The sequence below is a fragment of the Granulosicoccus sp. 3-233 genome (assembly GCF_052681095.1).
The window spans coordinates 200,562-212,893 of sequence record NZ_JBQYLE010000005.1 but is presented as its reverse complement, the minus strand read 5'-3'; the positions used below and the strand labels follow the sequence as shown (position 1 = coordinate 212,893).

The 12,332-nt window shown below is 59.0% G+C and carries 11 protein-coding genes; 5 read left to right on the top strand and 6 right to left on the bottom strand.

What is annotated here, in order from left to right; translation table 11 throughout:
- Positions 1–148: 148 nt before the first annotated feature.
- Together ACUNV4_RS15075 and ACUNV4_RS15070 are read left to right on the top strand one after the other, a co-directional pair.
- Entirely contained in the window at positions 149–1,048 is a 900-nt protein-coding gene (locus ACUNV4_RS15075; RefSeq protein ID WP_430879405.1) for a DMT family transporter, read from the top strand.
- 209 nt (positions 1,049–1,257) lie between these two features.
- Positions 1,258–1,995, top strand: a complete 738-nt coding sequence (locus tag ACUNV4_RS15070) for an SDR family NAD(P)-dependent oxidoreductase (RefSeq protein WP_430879404.1) — start codon at positions 1,258–1,260, stop codon at positions 1,993–1,995.
- A 79-nt stretch (positions 1,996–2,074) separates the two neighbouring features.
- Here ACUNV4_RS15070 and ACUNV4_RS15065 read toward each other — a convergent pair whose 3' ends face one another.
- Complete coding sequence (locus tag ACUNV4_RS15065) at positions 2,075–2,749, bottom strand: pyridoxamine 5'-phosphate oxidase family protein (RefSeq protein WP_430879403.1); 675 nt, start codon at positions 2,747–2,749, stop codon at positions 2,075–2,077.
- Positions 2,750–2,846: 97 nt separating this feature from the next.
- Between ACUNV4_RS15065 and pdxR the strand changes: the two genes are divergently transcribed.
- Entirely contained in the window at positions 2,847–4,319 is a 1,473-nt protein-coding gene (gene pdxR, locus ACUNV4_RS15060; RefSeq protein ID WP_430879402.1) for a MocR-like pyridoxine biosynthesis transcription factor PdxR, read from the top strand.
- A 32-nt stretch (positions 4,320–4,351) separates the two neighbouring features.
- Positions 4,352–4,702, top strand: coding sequence for a GlpM family protein (locus ACUNV4_RS15055; RefSeq protein ID WP_430879401.1), 351 nt, complete (start codon positions 4,352–4,354; stop codon positions 4,700–4,702).
- A gap of 23 nt (positions 4,703–4,725) precedes the next feature.
- On the opposite strand, the gene ACUNV4_RS15050 is transcribed toward ACUNV4_RS15055, so the two are convergent.
- The 5 genes from ACUNV4_RS15050 to ACUNV4_RS15030 form a co-directional block, all read right to left on the bottom strand.
- Positions 4,726–5,463, bottom strand: a complete 738-nt coding sequence (locus ACUNV4_RS15050; RefSeq protein ID WP_430879400.1) for a DUF3726 domain-containing protein — start codon at positions 5,461–5,463, stop codon at positions 4,726–4,728.
- Positions 5,460–7,136: a hypothetical protein gene (locus tag ACUNV4_RS15045; protein WP_430879399.1), complete on the bottom strand. Its 1,677-nt coding sequence runs from the start codon at positions 7,134–7,136 to the stop codon at positions 5,460–5,462. Before ACUNV4_RS15045 ends, ACUNV4_RS15050 begins: the two co-directional genes overlap by 4 nt.
- Before the next feature lie 4 nt (positions 7,137–7,140).
- Positions 7,141–8,724: a BCCT family transporter gene (locus ACUNV4_RS15040; protein WP_430879398.1), complete on the bottom strand. Its 1,584-nt coding sequence runs from the start codon at positions 8,722–8,724 to the stop codon at positions 7,141–7,143.
- 114 nt (positions 8,725–8,838) lie between these two features.
- Entirely contained in the window at positions 8,839–9,912 is a 1,074-nt protein-coding gene (locus ACUNV4_RS15035) for a membrane dipeptidase (protein WP_430879397.1), read from the bottom strand.
- Positions 9,909–11,357, bottom strand: a complete 1,449-nt coding sequence (locus ACUNV4_RS15030) for an aldehyde dehydrogenase family protein (RefSeq protein WP_430879396.1) — start codon at positions 11,355–11,357, stop codon at positions 9,909–9,911. Before ACUNV4_RS15030 ends, ACUNV4_RS15035 begins: the two co-directional genes overlap by 4 nt.
- Positions 11,358–11,453: 96 nt before the next feature.
- Between ACUNV4_RS15030 and ACUNV4_RS15025 the strand changes: the two genes are divergently transcribed.
- Positions 11,454–12,320 carry a LysR family transcriptional regulator gene (locus tag ACUNV4_RS15025; protein ID WP_430879395.1) on the top strand — a complete coding sequence of 289 codons (867 nt, stop codon included), beginning with the start codon at positions 11,454–11,456 and terminating at the stop codon, positions 12,318–12,320.
- The last annotated feature ends 12 nt before the right edge of the window (positions 12,321–12,332 follow it).

The following is a 12,332-nucleotide window of genomic DNA, read 5'->3' as shown; positions in this document are numbered from 1 at the left end:
AATCATACAGTGTCAAGGTGGTGTTGAAAACTGCCGTGAAAAGCCGGTCAGGTGCGCTTGTGGAATTCGTCACGGTGAATCGGACAAGGTCGCTTCAAACAAGGATAATCGCGCAATATCCTTCAACCGACCACCTGCGCGGCAACCGATGACAGAGAACAAGACCCGGAACGACAATCTGCGCGGTAGTCTGTGGATGATTGCGTCCATGGCAGGATTTGCGGTGGAAGATGCCTTTGTCAAGGCTGCAGCGGTGCAGCTCCCGGTTGGCGAGGTTCTGATGATTTTCGGGCTCGGCGGAGCCATCGTCTTCGGCTGCATGGCCTTTGTGCGAAAGGAACGTCTCTTCACCACCGATGTGGTGTCGCGCGCCATGCGTATTCGAGTGGTCTTCGAGTTCGTTGGGCGTCTGTTCTACGTGCTGGCGCTTGCCATGACCCCACTGTCTTCCACCACGGCCATTCTGCAGGCAACACCGATCATCGTGGTGCTGGGCGCTGCTGTCTTCTTTGGCGAGAAGGTCGGCTGGCAGCGCTGGGCGGCTATCGTGGTGGGTCTGCTGGGTGTGCTCGTCATTCTGCGTCCATCGTCTGACAGTTTCTCGTGGCTCTCCCTGTTGGCCGTCATCGGCATGATCGGTTTTGCCGGACGAGATCTGGCCAGCCGGGCAGCCCCCTTGTCGCTCAGTACGTCCATCCTCGGACTCTACGGTTTTCTGACGATCGTGCTGGCCGGTGCCTGCTATGCCGTCTGGGAGGGCAGGCCGCTGACGATGCCCGATGTGAAGATAAGTGCCTTCATGATCGGCGCCATCGGCATGGGCGTGTTTGCCTACAGCTCCCTGATGAAAGCCATGCGCACCGGTGAGGTATCGGCCGTCACGCCCTATCGTTACACGCGCCTCCTGTTTGGTCTGAGTCTGGGCGTGCTGTTGTTCGGTGAGCAGCTCGATCTGCCGATGATCATCGGATGTCTGTTGGTCGTCTTCTCCGGATTGAGCCTGTTACTGCCTGGCTTTCGGCGTTCGGCAATCACGATTCCGGAGTGAGATTCGCAGGGCGGAATTTTCTTGCAGTCAACACCGTTCGATAAGGCCCGTACTGCCGAAGAGGTCATGACAAGGGCGTCATCCTGCTCACCAAGGTGTCATTGTCACTTGATCGATGCAGTCAATTTGTCGTATGATATACGTGTATCATCGCTGATTACGGACAACACGATGCTTTTTTCCATTCAACGACACAGGGATCAATCTTCATGACTTTCAAGGATCAGACAGCCGTCATCACCGGTGGTGCGCAAGGCATCGGTGGAGCGGTGGCCGAGCAATTGGCAAAATCGGGTGTGCGAGTTGCCCTGTGGGACATGGATGAGGCACTGGCACAGGAAACGGCCGATCGCATCGGCGGAGGCGCCATAGCCGTAGCGGCCAACGTGGCTGACTGGAGCAGCGTGGAGAAGGCCATGGCCACGACGCGCGAGGCCTACGGCCGAGTCGATATCATGGTCAATTCCGCCGGTATTGCGGGCAGCAACGGTCCCCTGGCCGACTATTCGGTAGAGGAATTCCAGCAGATCGTGAACGTCAATCTGATGGGAACCTTTCACGTCAATCGTGCTGTTGTGCCACTGATGCGTGAAAACGGCTACGGTCGAATCGTCAATGTGGCTTCGGTGGCTGGCAAGGAAGGCAATCCCAATGCATCGGCCTATTCGGCGTCCAAGGCGGCCGTCATCGGACTGACCAAGTCACTGGGCAAGGAACTGGCAGACATGGATATTGCCGTGAATTGCGTGACGCCGGCAGCCGCGCGCACCCGCATTTTCGATCAGATGGCGCAGGAACACATCGACTACATGCTGTCGAAGATCCCACGCGGTCGTTTCCTGGAACTGCATGAAGCCGCGGCCATGATCGTCTGGTTGTGCTCGAAGGAAAACAGCTTCACGACAGCAGGCGTCTTCGATCTGTCCGGTGGTCGTGCAACCTACTGATGTCCTCACCGCCACGCCAGTAGCAAGAGGCTGATGAGGCGGCGAACCATGCCACGCAAGGTTCGCCGCCGTTCTGCCTCTACGGGTCGACGCCTGCCAGCAAGGTGTCAGGCAGGTTCACCGCGGTGTTCAGATTGGCCGACGGCCGGGGTGTGCCGTAAGTCGACTCGATGGGAATGACCCCGGCCCAGTGGGGCAGGTCGAGATCCTCAGCATCGTCGATGGGGTCTCCGGTACGAATCTTCACCGAGTATTCATCCAGGGCCAGGCGGATCAGTGCCGTGCCCTTCAATTCCTTGGCAAGGTAAGGCCGATAATCGTCCAGACTTCCCGGAATCAGGCGCTCGGTAAATCGGTCCAGCAAAGCGGCCTTCTGCTCGGCAGCAACGAGCTCTCCGGCACCGAAGACCACCGCACTTCGATAATTCATCGAACAGTGAAACGCCGAGCGCGCCTTCACCAGTCCATCCACCCGACAGGCAGACACACAGACTCGCTCCCTTCTGGACAGGGCCAGATAGAGTCGGCTCTTGGGATGGCCATGCAAGTACAGATGATCTTCGATTCTGGCAATGGCGGTGGGTACCGACTGAGGCCAGCCCTCATGCACAAAGCTCACGTGACCGATGGGGCAGGCGTCGAGCACGTGGTACAGATCCTCCCGTTCGTAGCTTGCGCGGTTGGCAGACTGCCGTACCAGTCGCTTGTCGCCTCGTGGGGGTGGTGGTGTGCCTGCTTCTATCCTGCTGCTCATTGTTCCGGTTTCATCTGCATGGACTGGTCACAGATTCTCATACAATGGTTCCTTCTGACAGATACAATATGGGTCTGTTGAAGGAGCCAAAAATGCGATGAAGAATTCTCGACGGGTGACGGTGGCTGCACCGGCCATTTCCGCAGAGCTGCTGGAATCGCTACGCATTCGAGAATCGAGCCCGCTGCCCAAGCTCCGGCAGTTGTATCTGAACCTGTACGGTGTCATTGAGGGCGGGCAAATGCCGTTCGACAGTCGTTTGCCTTCCAGTCGCGATCTGGCCGCGCAACTGGATCTGGGGAGGAACACGGTCATAGGTGTCTATGAGCAATTGACTTCGGAGGGCATGCTCAAGACCGATGGTCGCCGCGGTACACGAGTGGCCAGAAGACTCGGTAGCCGTCGAGATGAAAGCGGCTTGCCGTGGCCGCATTCGGATCGCGCTGCCGGGAATCGAGTCGTGTCTTCCACCGGCAGTGCCTTGTCACCGGGAGAGCCTGATACGCGCCTGTTTCCGCATGCAGTCTGGCGCAAGGCGCAATCCAGGGCGGTTGACAGAGTGGCCGGCAAACTGGGCTACCGCAACTCGGGTCTGCCTGAAACCCGCGAGGCCATCGCTCGATATCTGGCCAATTACCGTTCGTTGTCGGTGGATGCCGAACAGATCGTGATCACCTCGGGAACTCGCCAGAGCCTGGCTCTTGCCGCACACCTTTATGCCGATCCCGGTGATTCGGCCTGGGTGGAATGTCCGGGCTATCTGGGGGCTGTGGATGCCTTCCGGCAGTCCGGCTTGTCGGTGACACCCTGCCGTGTGGATGCCGAGGGACTGGTGATGCCACCGACGGACACGATGCTGCCTCGTCTGATCTACGTGACGCCATGCTTTCAGTATCCGACTGGCGTACCGCTGGCAACCGGGCGCCGCGCCGCCTTGCTGCAGTTGTCTCGGGAACAGGGTTGCATCGTGTTCGAAGACGACTACGACAGTGAATTCAGGGATGATACCCAGCCGCGCCCCGCACTGGCTGCGGATGCCGCCGGTGCCAGAGTCCTGCACGCCGGCACGTTTTCCAAGCTACTGTTCCCGGCCATGCGAGTTGGCTGGCTGGTGCTGCCACAGCATGCCGTTGAACAGGCGGAACGCTGTCTGCGCGTCATCGGGGGAGGCTGCAACACGATTGCTCAGGCGGTCGTCACCGAACTGCTGGACAATGGTTCGATCGGTCGACATCTGCGGCAGGCACGGCATATCTATGGGCAGCGACGCCAGGCCCTGATCAGCGCATTGCAGGATTGCGATCTGTTCGAGCCGATCGACGAGGTGTCAGGCAGTCTGAGCCTGGTGCTGCAGCTGAAAGACAGTGTGTCTCTGACTGCCCTGCAGGCCGCATTCACAGAAGCGGGAATCGGTGCGCAACCACTGGAGCATCTGGACTGGCAGCTTGCTCGTCCCACTCGTTGCAAGGCTATTGTCATCGGGCTCGGCAACGTGGATACTCTGGCGATACCGGCGACCTCCCAGTGCCTGGTAAAAGCCCTGGCGTCGGTATCAAGAGCGGCGCATTGATATTCCCCCGGCGTTACGGAAACCACAAGATCATGACCTCGCTGTTCCTGAAGTCTCTCATTGGTGCAGCAGCAGTCCTGCTGATCGCCCTGTTGTCGAAAAGCAAGAGTTTCTTCATTGCAGGGCTGGTACCGCTGTTTCCCAGTTTTGCACTGATTGCCCATTACATCGTGGGTACCGAGCGTTCCATGGCCGACCTGCGCGTAACAGCATTGTTCGGACTGTTCTCGCTCTTTCCCTATGCGGCTTATCTGCTGGCCGTCTATCAGTTGAGTTATCGCTTTTCCCTGGTCATTACCTTGTTGCTGGCAACGCTCATCTGGTTGTTCTCGGCCGGATTGCTGCTGGCGATCTGGGTCAGGGCGCAGCCGATGGTGAGCTGAGCGTTTCCTGACGCGGCAGGGAATCAGTCGTTGTCGCCTCCCGCTGCGCCCGCATTGGCTCTGGACGCGGCAGAAGCGGGTACCGTTGTGCGCAGAGAGAGTTCATGGAGGAATGCCAGAGCGTCTGCTGCAACGGGGGCGGGCTCCGCCGCGGAAGACGGTTGCGCGGCCCCCTCGATTGCCGGCCTTGCATCCAGTGCGATGATCAGTGTTGCCTGCTCTGCCTGGAGCAGAGTCGACAGATTTCCCGTAACGGTTCCGCTGACATCCATACGCAGTACGTCATCATGCAGGCGCACACTGATGCCTTGTTGGCGCGCAGCCACTGCCATGGCCAGGAAGGGTAGTACCAGAGCCGGAGAGCTGACCTCCCCGACACGTAGTCCAGCGCCATCGAAGAGTGTGTCATCGACACAGAAATGATCGCTCAGGGTGGCACCCAGCGCGATCGGACACAGTGTCTGATTGTTTGATAATGCAAGCCACGCACCTGCTTCGACGACAGGGCAGATATCCGACCAGGATTTGCCCTGTGCGTTGCGCAAGTGTCGAGCCAGCATGCTGGCACCATCGTGGCCATTGGCCAGCAGCCAGCCGGCGGCATAGCCGGCCTCCTCGGCGAGCCCCCAGCTCATGCCTGCACCTCGCGCTGCCTTGGTACAAATCGACTCGACTTCGTTGCGAGAAAGTCGGAGCGTGGTACCGGGAGGTACGATCAATGGCGGCCCGCTGCGCGCAGGATCATTCACACTGCTGTTCATGTGCGGGGCTCCGAGTTCAATTCATCAGGGTAGGGGGCGCCTTTGAACAGGCTGATGCGCACCCAGCGGTCCGAGCGCGGATCAAAATGGCTGGCGCCGAAGAATGCCAATTTGCAGCGCATCAGATCGATCGGCAGAATATCTTCTGCAATCAGGTTGTCGCGAACTTCGGCGTATGGAAAGCGGGCCCCCAGTTGCGCACGGCGAACCATGAAGCGATGCTCGGGGTGTCGCAGCAGGAAATCGGCGACCGGGGTCTCCTCGCTCCATGGCTGCAGCGCAACGTGTAGTGCCTTGGCCAGGCGTGCCACGCAAAGCGGTTGTTCAAGTTCGGCACCTTCCTCCCTGGCACGATCTCCCAGCCGTGGTTCGAGTTTCTCTTCGGAGACGTACCAGAATCGTGCGCTGTTTTTCGGGTCGTCGAAATCGATGTCGAGGGCCCAGTTGTAGACCGTCTCCAACAGTGCGCGCAGTCTGGCAACACTCATCGCACCATCGAGACGAAAGGCGACCGATTCATCGGCGCTCAGACAGGCAGACAGGCCGTCGACCAGATGCCCGTGCGGTTCCAGCAGGATCGACAGCAAGGCTTCCTGACCTTCGAGTGACAAGGCTTGTTCGCCCCACTGCCAAAGTACGTTCCACGGTCTGAATACCTTGAAATCGACGCTCTCAAGATGCTCCGCCAGCTTGTCCAGGTCGGTTCGCAAGGCCGCCAGTCTCGGAACCTGCACAGGATGTTCCGAATGCCAGCTGCGGGCATTGGCACGTGCCTGTTCGAGTGCGTCACGCAGCGCAGCCACGGTGTTCGAATCCACTGTCTCGCAGGAGCGAACGCGCGAAAGAGCCTCTTCGCGAACGACCATCCAGTTGTGCAACAGAACCGGATGACGCACGATGAAAGGTGCCATACCGAGACCAGTGGAATTGCCCACACCGAGGCGATGACGCAGCCCGGGGTCAAGCCTGACGGCCTGCTGGCCACCGCGGGAAGCTGCAAGGTGTTCTGCGATATCGACCACGAACTGTCGTGTCAACCAGACCGACAGCATCTCCACCTGAAACGGCTCGGTGAATTCGGCTCGATCACACAGGTCCCGACGATCGGCGGCACCGAATTTTCCGGAACCATAGACAGCGGTGGTGCGCATCAGATAGCCCACGGCATCGATCTGCGCCACATCCGGTTGTTGCCCCTGAGACAGACACTCCACCACATGTTCGAACAGTCTCACCGAACGATTGGCGCGACTGAGAGACAGTTCTCTGGCGCTTATTCGACCTGCCTCCTGCAAGGGCACGTTGCGGGACAGGCGTTCTATATCGGCCGATGAGGGCTCGCCGTCGAACAAGGTGAAGGTTGCATCCCAGGCCGTAGCGATGACTCGGTCAGACCGCATGTCGTCTGGCAAGTCGTGGGCAAAGGCAATCAGGGAGTAGCTTCGGTCTGGACCGATGGCCCGATAGACGCCGACTCCGACACCGGTGGCGTCCACCTGCCAGAGCGGTCTGTCGAAACGCCAGGCGTCCTGCTGCATGCGGCGCAACAGGATACGCAGGAAGGACAGACGCGTCGGGTGAGCACTGCCGAGTCGATCCAGTCGCATGACCTGCTCGGGCAGGCGTCGAGCTACGGGTTCCGTGGCGCTATTGACGGGCGTGAATGCGGACATCTCATTACCCCTTGTTCAATGACAGTGTAATGCGTAGTGCGTCCCACAGCGAGGGCAGCAGTACCAGTGATACGGGCACGGCTGTCACCACAATGAAACTCTGCAGTTTTCCGATGCCGCCTGCACCCGTGGATATCAGAATAAGGGCCATGACTGCCATGGCAATGCCCCAGAAGGCGCGTAGTCCCACTGATGGGTTGTCACCCGACATGGCCGTGGCGATGACATAACTCATCGAGTCGCTGGTGGTTGCAACAAAGAACATGGTCAGCACCAGAAAGGCCAGCGACAGAAGGAAACCCGCTGGCATGTTGCGGGTGATGGCCAGCAAGCCGGCAGGCAGGTTGAATCCTTCGAAGGGACCGGAGATGACACCCGGAGTTGCCAGCTCGAAGGCAATGCCGGAGCCGCCGATGATGGTGAACCAGAAATGGGTGACCAACGGTGCAATCACTGACAGGGTGATGATGATGCTGCGAATCGAGCGTCCACGACTGACGCGCGCGATGAAAATGGCCATGAGTGGTCCGTAGCCCAGAAACCAGCCCCAGAAGAACACTGTCCACCAACCCAGCCAGCCGGGTGCACCAAACACGCCGGCATCACCGCGATACAGCGCCATGCCGAAGAAGTGCTGGAAGTAGGTTCCCAGCCCGCCGAAGAAGCTGCTGAAAATGAATTCGGTGGGGCCGGCAATCAGAATGAACGCCAGTAACAGGAAGGCGAGGATGACATTCAGCTTCGACAGGAGCTGGATGCCCCTGGACAGGCCTGAAATGGCCGAGAGGGTGAAGACCGCTGTCAGCGTCAATATCATCACCGCCTGAGTCGCAAAGGTATCGGGAATACCAAACAGCGCATTGACGCCATACGACATCTGCAGCCCCAGAAAACCGATGGGGCCGACCGTGCCCGCAACGACGGCGATAATGCAACTCGCGTCTGCGAAGATGGCAATGGGGCCATGCAGCGCACGTTCGCCGAATACCGGGTAAAGCAAGGTGCGTGGTGCCAGCGGCAAACCCTTGTCGTAGTGATAATGCATCAGCATGAGGGTGGTGAGCGAGCCCAGTATGGCCCAGGCCAGAAACCCCCAGTGCAGAAAGGATTGCGCCATGGCAATCCGTGTGCGCGCCAGATTGTCGCTACCGAGTTCACCGAACAGCGGGGGAGTGGAGAGAAAGTGTGCGATGGGTTCGCCGGCGGCCCAGAACACACCGCCACCTGCCAGCAAAGTGCACATGATCATCGAGCCCCATTGAAACGAGCTGAATTCCGGCCGTTCCAGATTGCCGAGAACGGTGCGGCTGCCTGGCAGGAAACAGATGAAAATGCCCATGAGAAACGTAGCGAGCAACAGCAGTTGCCAGTACAGGCCGAACCAGGTGGCTGCGAATTCGAATCCCCAGTCAACCGCGGCTGACAGTGCGTCGATATCGACAAGAGCCAGAGTGCAGAACAACAGGATGAACCCGCCTGTCAGGGCGAACAGAGTCTTGTCCAGAGGCTGTGCGTTTTGTGCAGCGTCCACGGTTGTGTCTCTGTTGTTGTCGGGAACTGATACAAGGGTGGACTTTGTTTCGCTCATGGGAGTTGATCTCTCCAGGGTAGTGGTCAATCAGGCGGCGCGTTACCGCCGCACCGGCTGCAGATCGGATTTTTTCTGCTGGTGCCGCTATTGCTGCTACTGCAGCTATTGCTGCTATTGCTGCTGTCGTTGCTGAATCCCGGGTATTCCTTGCTCGGTCGGATACCCCTCGGTTGAGGTAAAACTCTCCGCATAGAATCGTTGCCAGTTGCCACCCATGACGCCCGCAATGTCCGAATCGCTCATGCCGGCGTTCTTCAGGCCACTGGCTATCTGGCCGAAGTGGCGGTTGTCAGAGAACCAGTCGGGCATGTCCGGAAAGCCGGGCTCGGAGGCACTGCCTTCGCCGAAGTCGATGGATTTCGTCCAGCGCCCCGTGCGCATCCATTCGACGACACTGTCGGGCTGGTCCTGACACAGATCGCTGCCGATGCCGATACAGTCCGGGCTCATCAGTTCGGCCGTGCGACAGATCATGTCGCAGTAGCCTTGCAGGGTGCAGGCACTCCCGTGTTGCAAATGGTGCGGGTAGAGGGAAAATCCCAGCATGCCGCCAGTGCTTGCCAATGCTTGCAATACGGCATCCGATTTGTTGCGACCTGCCGCATGCCAACTCGCCGGATTGGCATGAGTGATCGCCACAGGACGGGCGGACAACTCGATGGCTTCGAGTGTGGACCGCTCGCCGGAGTGGCTCATGTCAATGACCAGGCCGACCCGGTTCATCTCGGCAATGACCTCTCGCCCCATGCGAGTGATGCCGCTGTCGACAGCCTCGTAACACCCCGAGGCCAGCAGCGACTGGTTGTTGTAAGTCAGTTGCATGAAGCGCAGCCCGAGGGTGTGCAGGATTTCCACCAGGCCGATGTCATCCTCCATGCAGGAGGGGTTCTGCGAACCGAAGAAGATGGCGGTACGCCCGGTTTTACGGGCCAACGCGATGTCACCAGCCGTTCGGCCTTGCATGATGAGTTCGGGAAACTGCTCGAACCAGCGATTCCAGCGTTCGATGTTCAGTACGGTTTCACGAAAGTTCTCGTGATAGGTGATGGTCACATGCACCGCATCAACGCCGCCTTCGCGCATTTGCCGGAAGATCTTCTCGGACCAGTTGGCATACTGCAGGCCATCGATCAATGGTGCCTTGCCTGAGCCTGCTGCCACGCCCGCAAGTTCATGAGTACTCACAGTGGATCACCCGCGGCGACATAAGCGGTCTTCACTACAGTATAGAATTCGGCTGCGTAGCTGCCCTGTTCACGAGGCCCATAGGATGAGGCGCCGCGACCTCCGAAGGGCACGTGGTAGTCGGTGCCGGCGGTTGGCAGATTCACCATCACACAGCCGGCCCGTGCGTTTGCGCGAAAGTGCGAGGCGCGTGCCAGCGATTGCGTCATGATGCCTGCAGTCAGGCCGAATTCACTGTCATTGGCCAGGCTCAACGCTTCTTCATAACTGCCGGCCTTCATGACACAGGTAATCGGTGCAAACATCTCTTCGCGGTTGATACGCATATCGTTGCGGGTGCCAGAGAAAACCGCTGGTGACATGTAGTAGCCATCGCTTGCACGCTCCAGTCGCTCACCACCACAGAGCAGGCTGGCACCTTCGGCCTTTCCAGTCTCGATATAGGCAAGGTTCTGCTGCAACTGGGCATCGCTGACCACGGGGCCCAGCTGAGTATCTGCATCCAGAGCATGGCCCACTGTGAGTGCTTCGGCAGCTTCCACCAGGCGCTCGACAAAAGCATCGTGGATCGATTCATGTACGATCAACCGGCTGGCGGCGGTACATTTCTGTCCGGTTCCACCAAAGGCCGCACCGGCAGCACAGCTTACCGCCAGGTCCAGATCGGCATCGTCCATGACCAGTAGAGGATTCTTCGACCCCATCTCCATCTGCAAGCGGGTCATGTTGCCGATGGCTGCAGCAGCAATACCACGTCCGACAGACACCGAACCGGTGAAACTGATGGCATCGACACGGTGACTCTCGATCAGTCGCTGACCGACGTCGCGTCCCGGCCCGGAGACGAGATTGAACAAACCGGCAGGGATGTCCTGATGCGTGATGATATCGGTAAGGGCGACGGCACTGGCCAATGTGAGGTTGGCAGGTTTCCAGACGACGGCATTGCCGAAGGCCAGTGCCGGTGCGATCTTCCAGGCCGGTGTGGCCACCGGAAAGTTCCAGGGACTGACGATGGCCACCACACCCACGGGTTCGCGGCGCACATCCACTTCGACACCGCTACGCACGCTTTCGGCGAGGTCGCCCTGGTTGCGCAATGCCTCGGCGGCGAACCAGGTGAAGAACTGTCCCGCGCGGTAAACCTCGCCCTTGCCCTCGGCTACCGGTTTGCCTTCCTCGCGGGCAATCAATTCACCGATTTCTGCCGAGCGGTTCATCAATTCCGTGCCGATGGCCATCAGCACATCGTGGCGCTTCTGCACGCCGGCGGCCCACCAGATATTCTGTGCCTTGCGCGCTGAATCCAGCGCTTCTTCCAGGTGCTCGCTGCTGGCCTGAGCGTAATTGCCGATCAGATCCGAGACATCGGACGGGCTGCGATTCTCGATATGAGTGGCACCGGCATCCCAGCGCCCGGCGATATGAATTCCTGTTTGTTGCATGTCAAGGCTCCACGTAGTCGATGCGCGAATGTTGACGAGAGCCTCATATTCAGTCAATCTAAAATAATTGACCCTATTTCAATAAAAGTTGAAATGATGATGAAGCTGGAAATGCTGCGTGTCTTCAGGATCGTTGCGGAGAAGGGCAGTCTGGCAGCCGCCGCCGACGCACTGCATCGAACCCCTGCAGCCATTTCGATGACACTGGCTCAGCTTACCGAGAGCATCGGCGCACCGCTGTTCGAAACCGATCGCAAGAATCGGCTGACACCACTGGGTAGACTGGTATTGCAGGAGTGTCACCGAGCCACGGATACCTTTGATCGCTGTACCGATGCCATTCAGCGACATGTGCGGGCCACGGCAGGTACGGTTCGGATCGCGGCAGTCCCTTCAGCCGCCGTGAGCCTGCTACCGTTGGCAATCGCCAGCTTTCGGCGGGACCATGCGGACGTGCGCCTCGAGATCAGCGATGTGGACAGTGCCGCCGTACGTCGCCGGATACACACAGACGATGCCGATATCGGCATCATTTCGGCAACACCGTCAGATACCCGGAAAGAGGATGTCATCCTGACAGACAGACTCGGTATCGTTCATGCAGGGAACGGCGCCATTGCCGAGGCCTTGCGCGATCCTGACGTCCGTCCCGGCTGGCATTTGTTGTCACTGGAACCGCTGATTGCCAACCCTCTGTGTGACATGATCGACCACCCACAGGTGGCGTCGCATCTCGCACGATGTACCTTGCAGGCACGCAGTACCACGGCATTGCTGACTTTTGTTCAGAATGGTCTGGGAACGACGGTGCTGCCAAGCAATGCCATCACCAGCGGCATGGTCAATGTCGCCTTCGTGCAACCCGATGATCCGCCGGCCTACCGTGAACTGCGCAAGATCCGCCATGAGGAGAAACGTCTCAGTCCGGTGGCCGAGGCGTTCTGGAATGCCTTGAGTGCATGAGATGCATGACGG

Excerpts from the sequence above, each read along its gene's own strand:
- ACUNV4_RS15025 (WP_430879395.1), top strand. The coding sequence starts at position 11,454 with ATGATGAAGCTGGAAATGCTGCGTGTCTTCAGGATCGTTGCGGAGAAG.
- pdxR (WP_430879402.1), top strand. The coding sequence starts at position 2,847 with ATGAAGAATTCTCGACGGGTGACGGTGGCTGCACCGGCCATTTCCGCA.
- ACUNV4_RS15040 (WP_430879398.1), bottom strand. The coding sequence starts at position 8,724 with ATGAGCGAAACAAAGTCCACCCTTGTATCAGTTCCCGACAACAACAGA.
- ACUNV4_RS15065 (WP_430879403.1), bottom strand. The coding sequence starts at position 2,749 with ATGAGCAGCAGGATAGAAGCAGGCACACCACCACCCCCACGAGGCGAC.
- ACUNV4_RS15070 (WP_430879404.1), top strand. The coding sequence starts at position 1,258 with ATGACTTTCAAGGATCAGACAGCCGTCATCACCGGTGGTGCGCAAGGC.
- ACUNV4_RS15055 (WP_430879401.1), top strand. The coding sequence starts at position 4,352 with ATGACCTCGCTGTTCCTGAAGTCTCTCATTGGTGCAGCAGCAGTCCTG.
- ACUNV4_RS15075 (WP_430879405.1), top strand. The coding sequence starts at position 149 with ATGACAGAGAACAAGACCCGGAACGACAATCTGCGCGGTAGTCTGTGG.
- ACUNV4_RS15030 (WP_430879396.1), bottom strand. The coding sequence starts at position 11,357 with ATGCAACAAACAGGAATTCATATCGCCGGGCGCTGGGATGCCGGTGCC.
- ACUNV4_RS15050 (WP_430879400.1), bottom strand. The coding sequence starts at position 5,463 with ATGAACAGCAGTGTGAATGATCCTGCGCGCAGCGGGCCGCCATTGATC.
- ACUNV4_RS15045 (WP_430879399.1), bottom strand. The coding sequence starts at position 7,136 with ATGTCCGCATTCACGCCCGTCAATAGCGCCACGGAACCCGTAGCTCGA.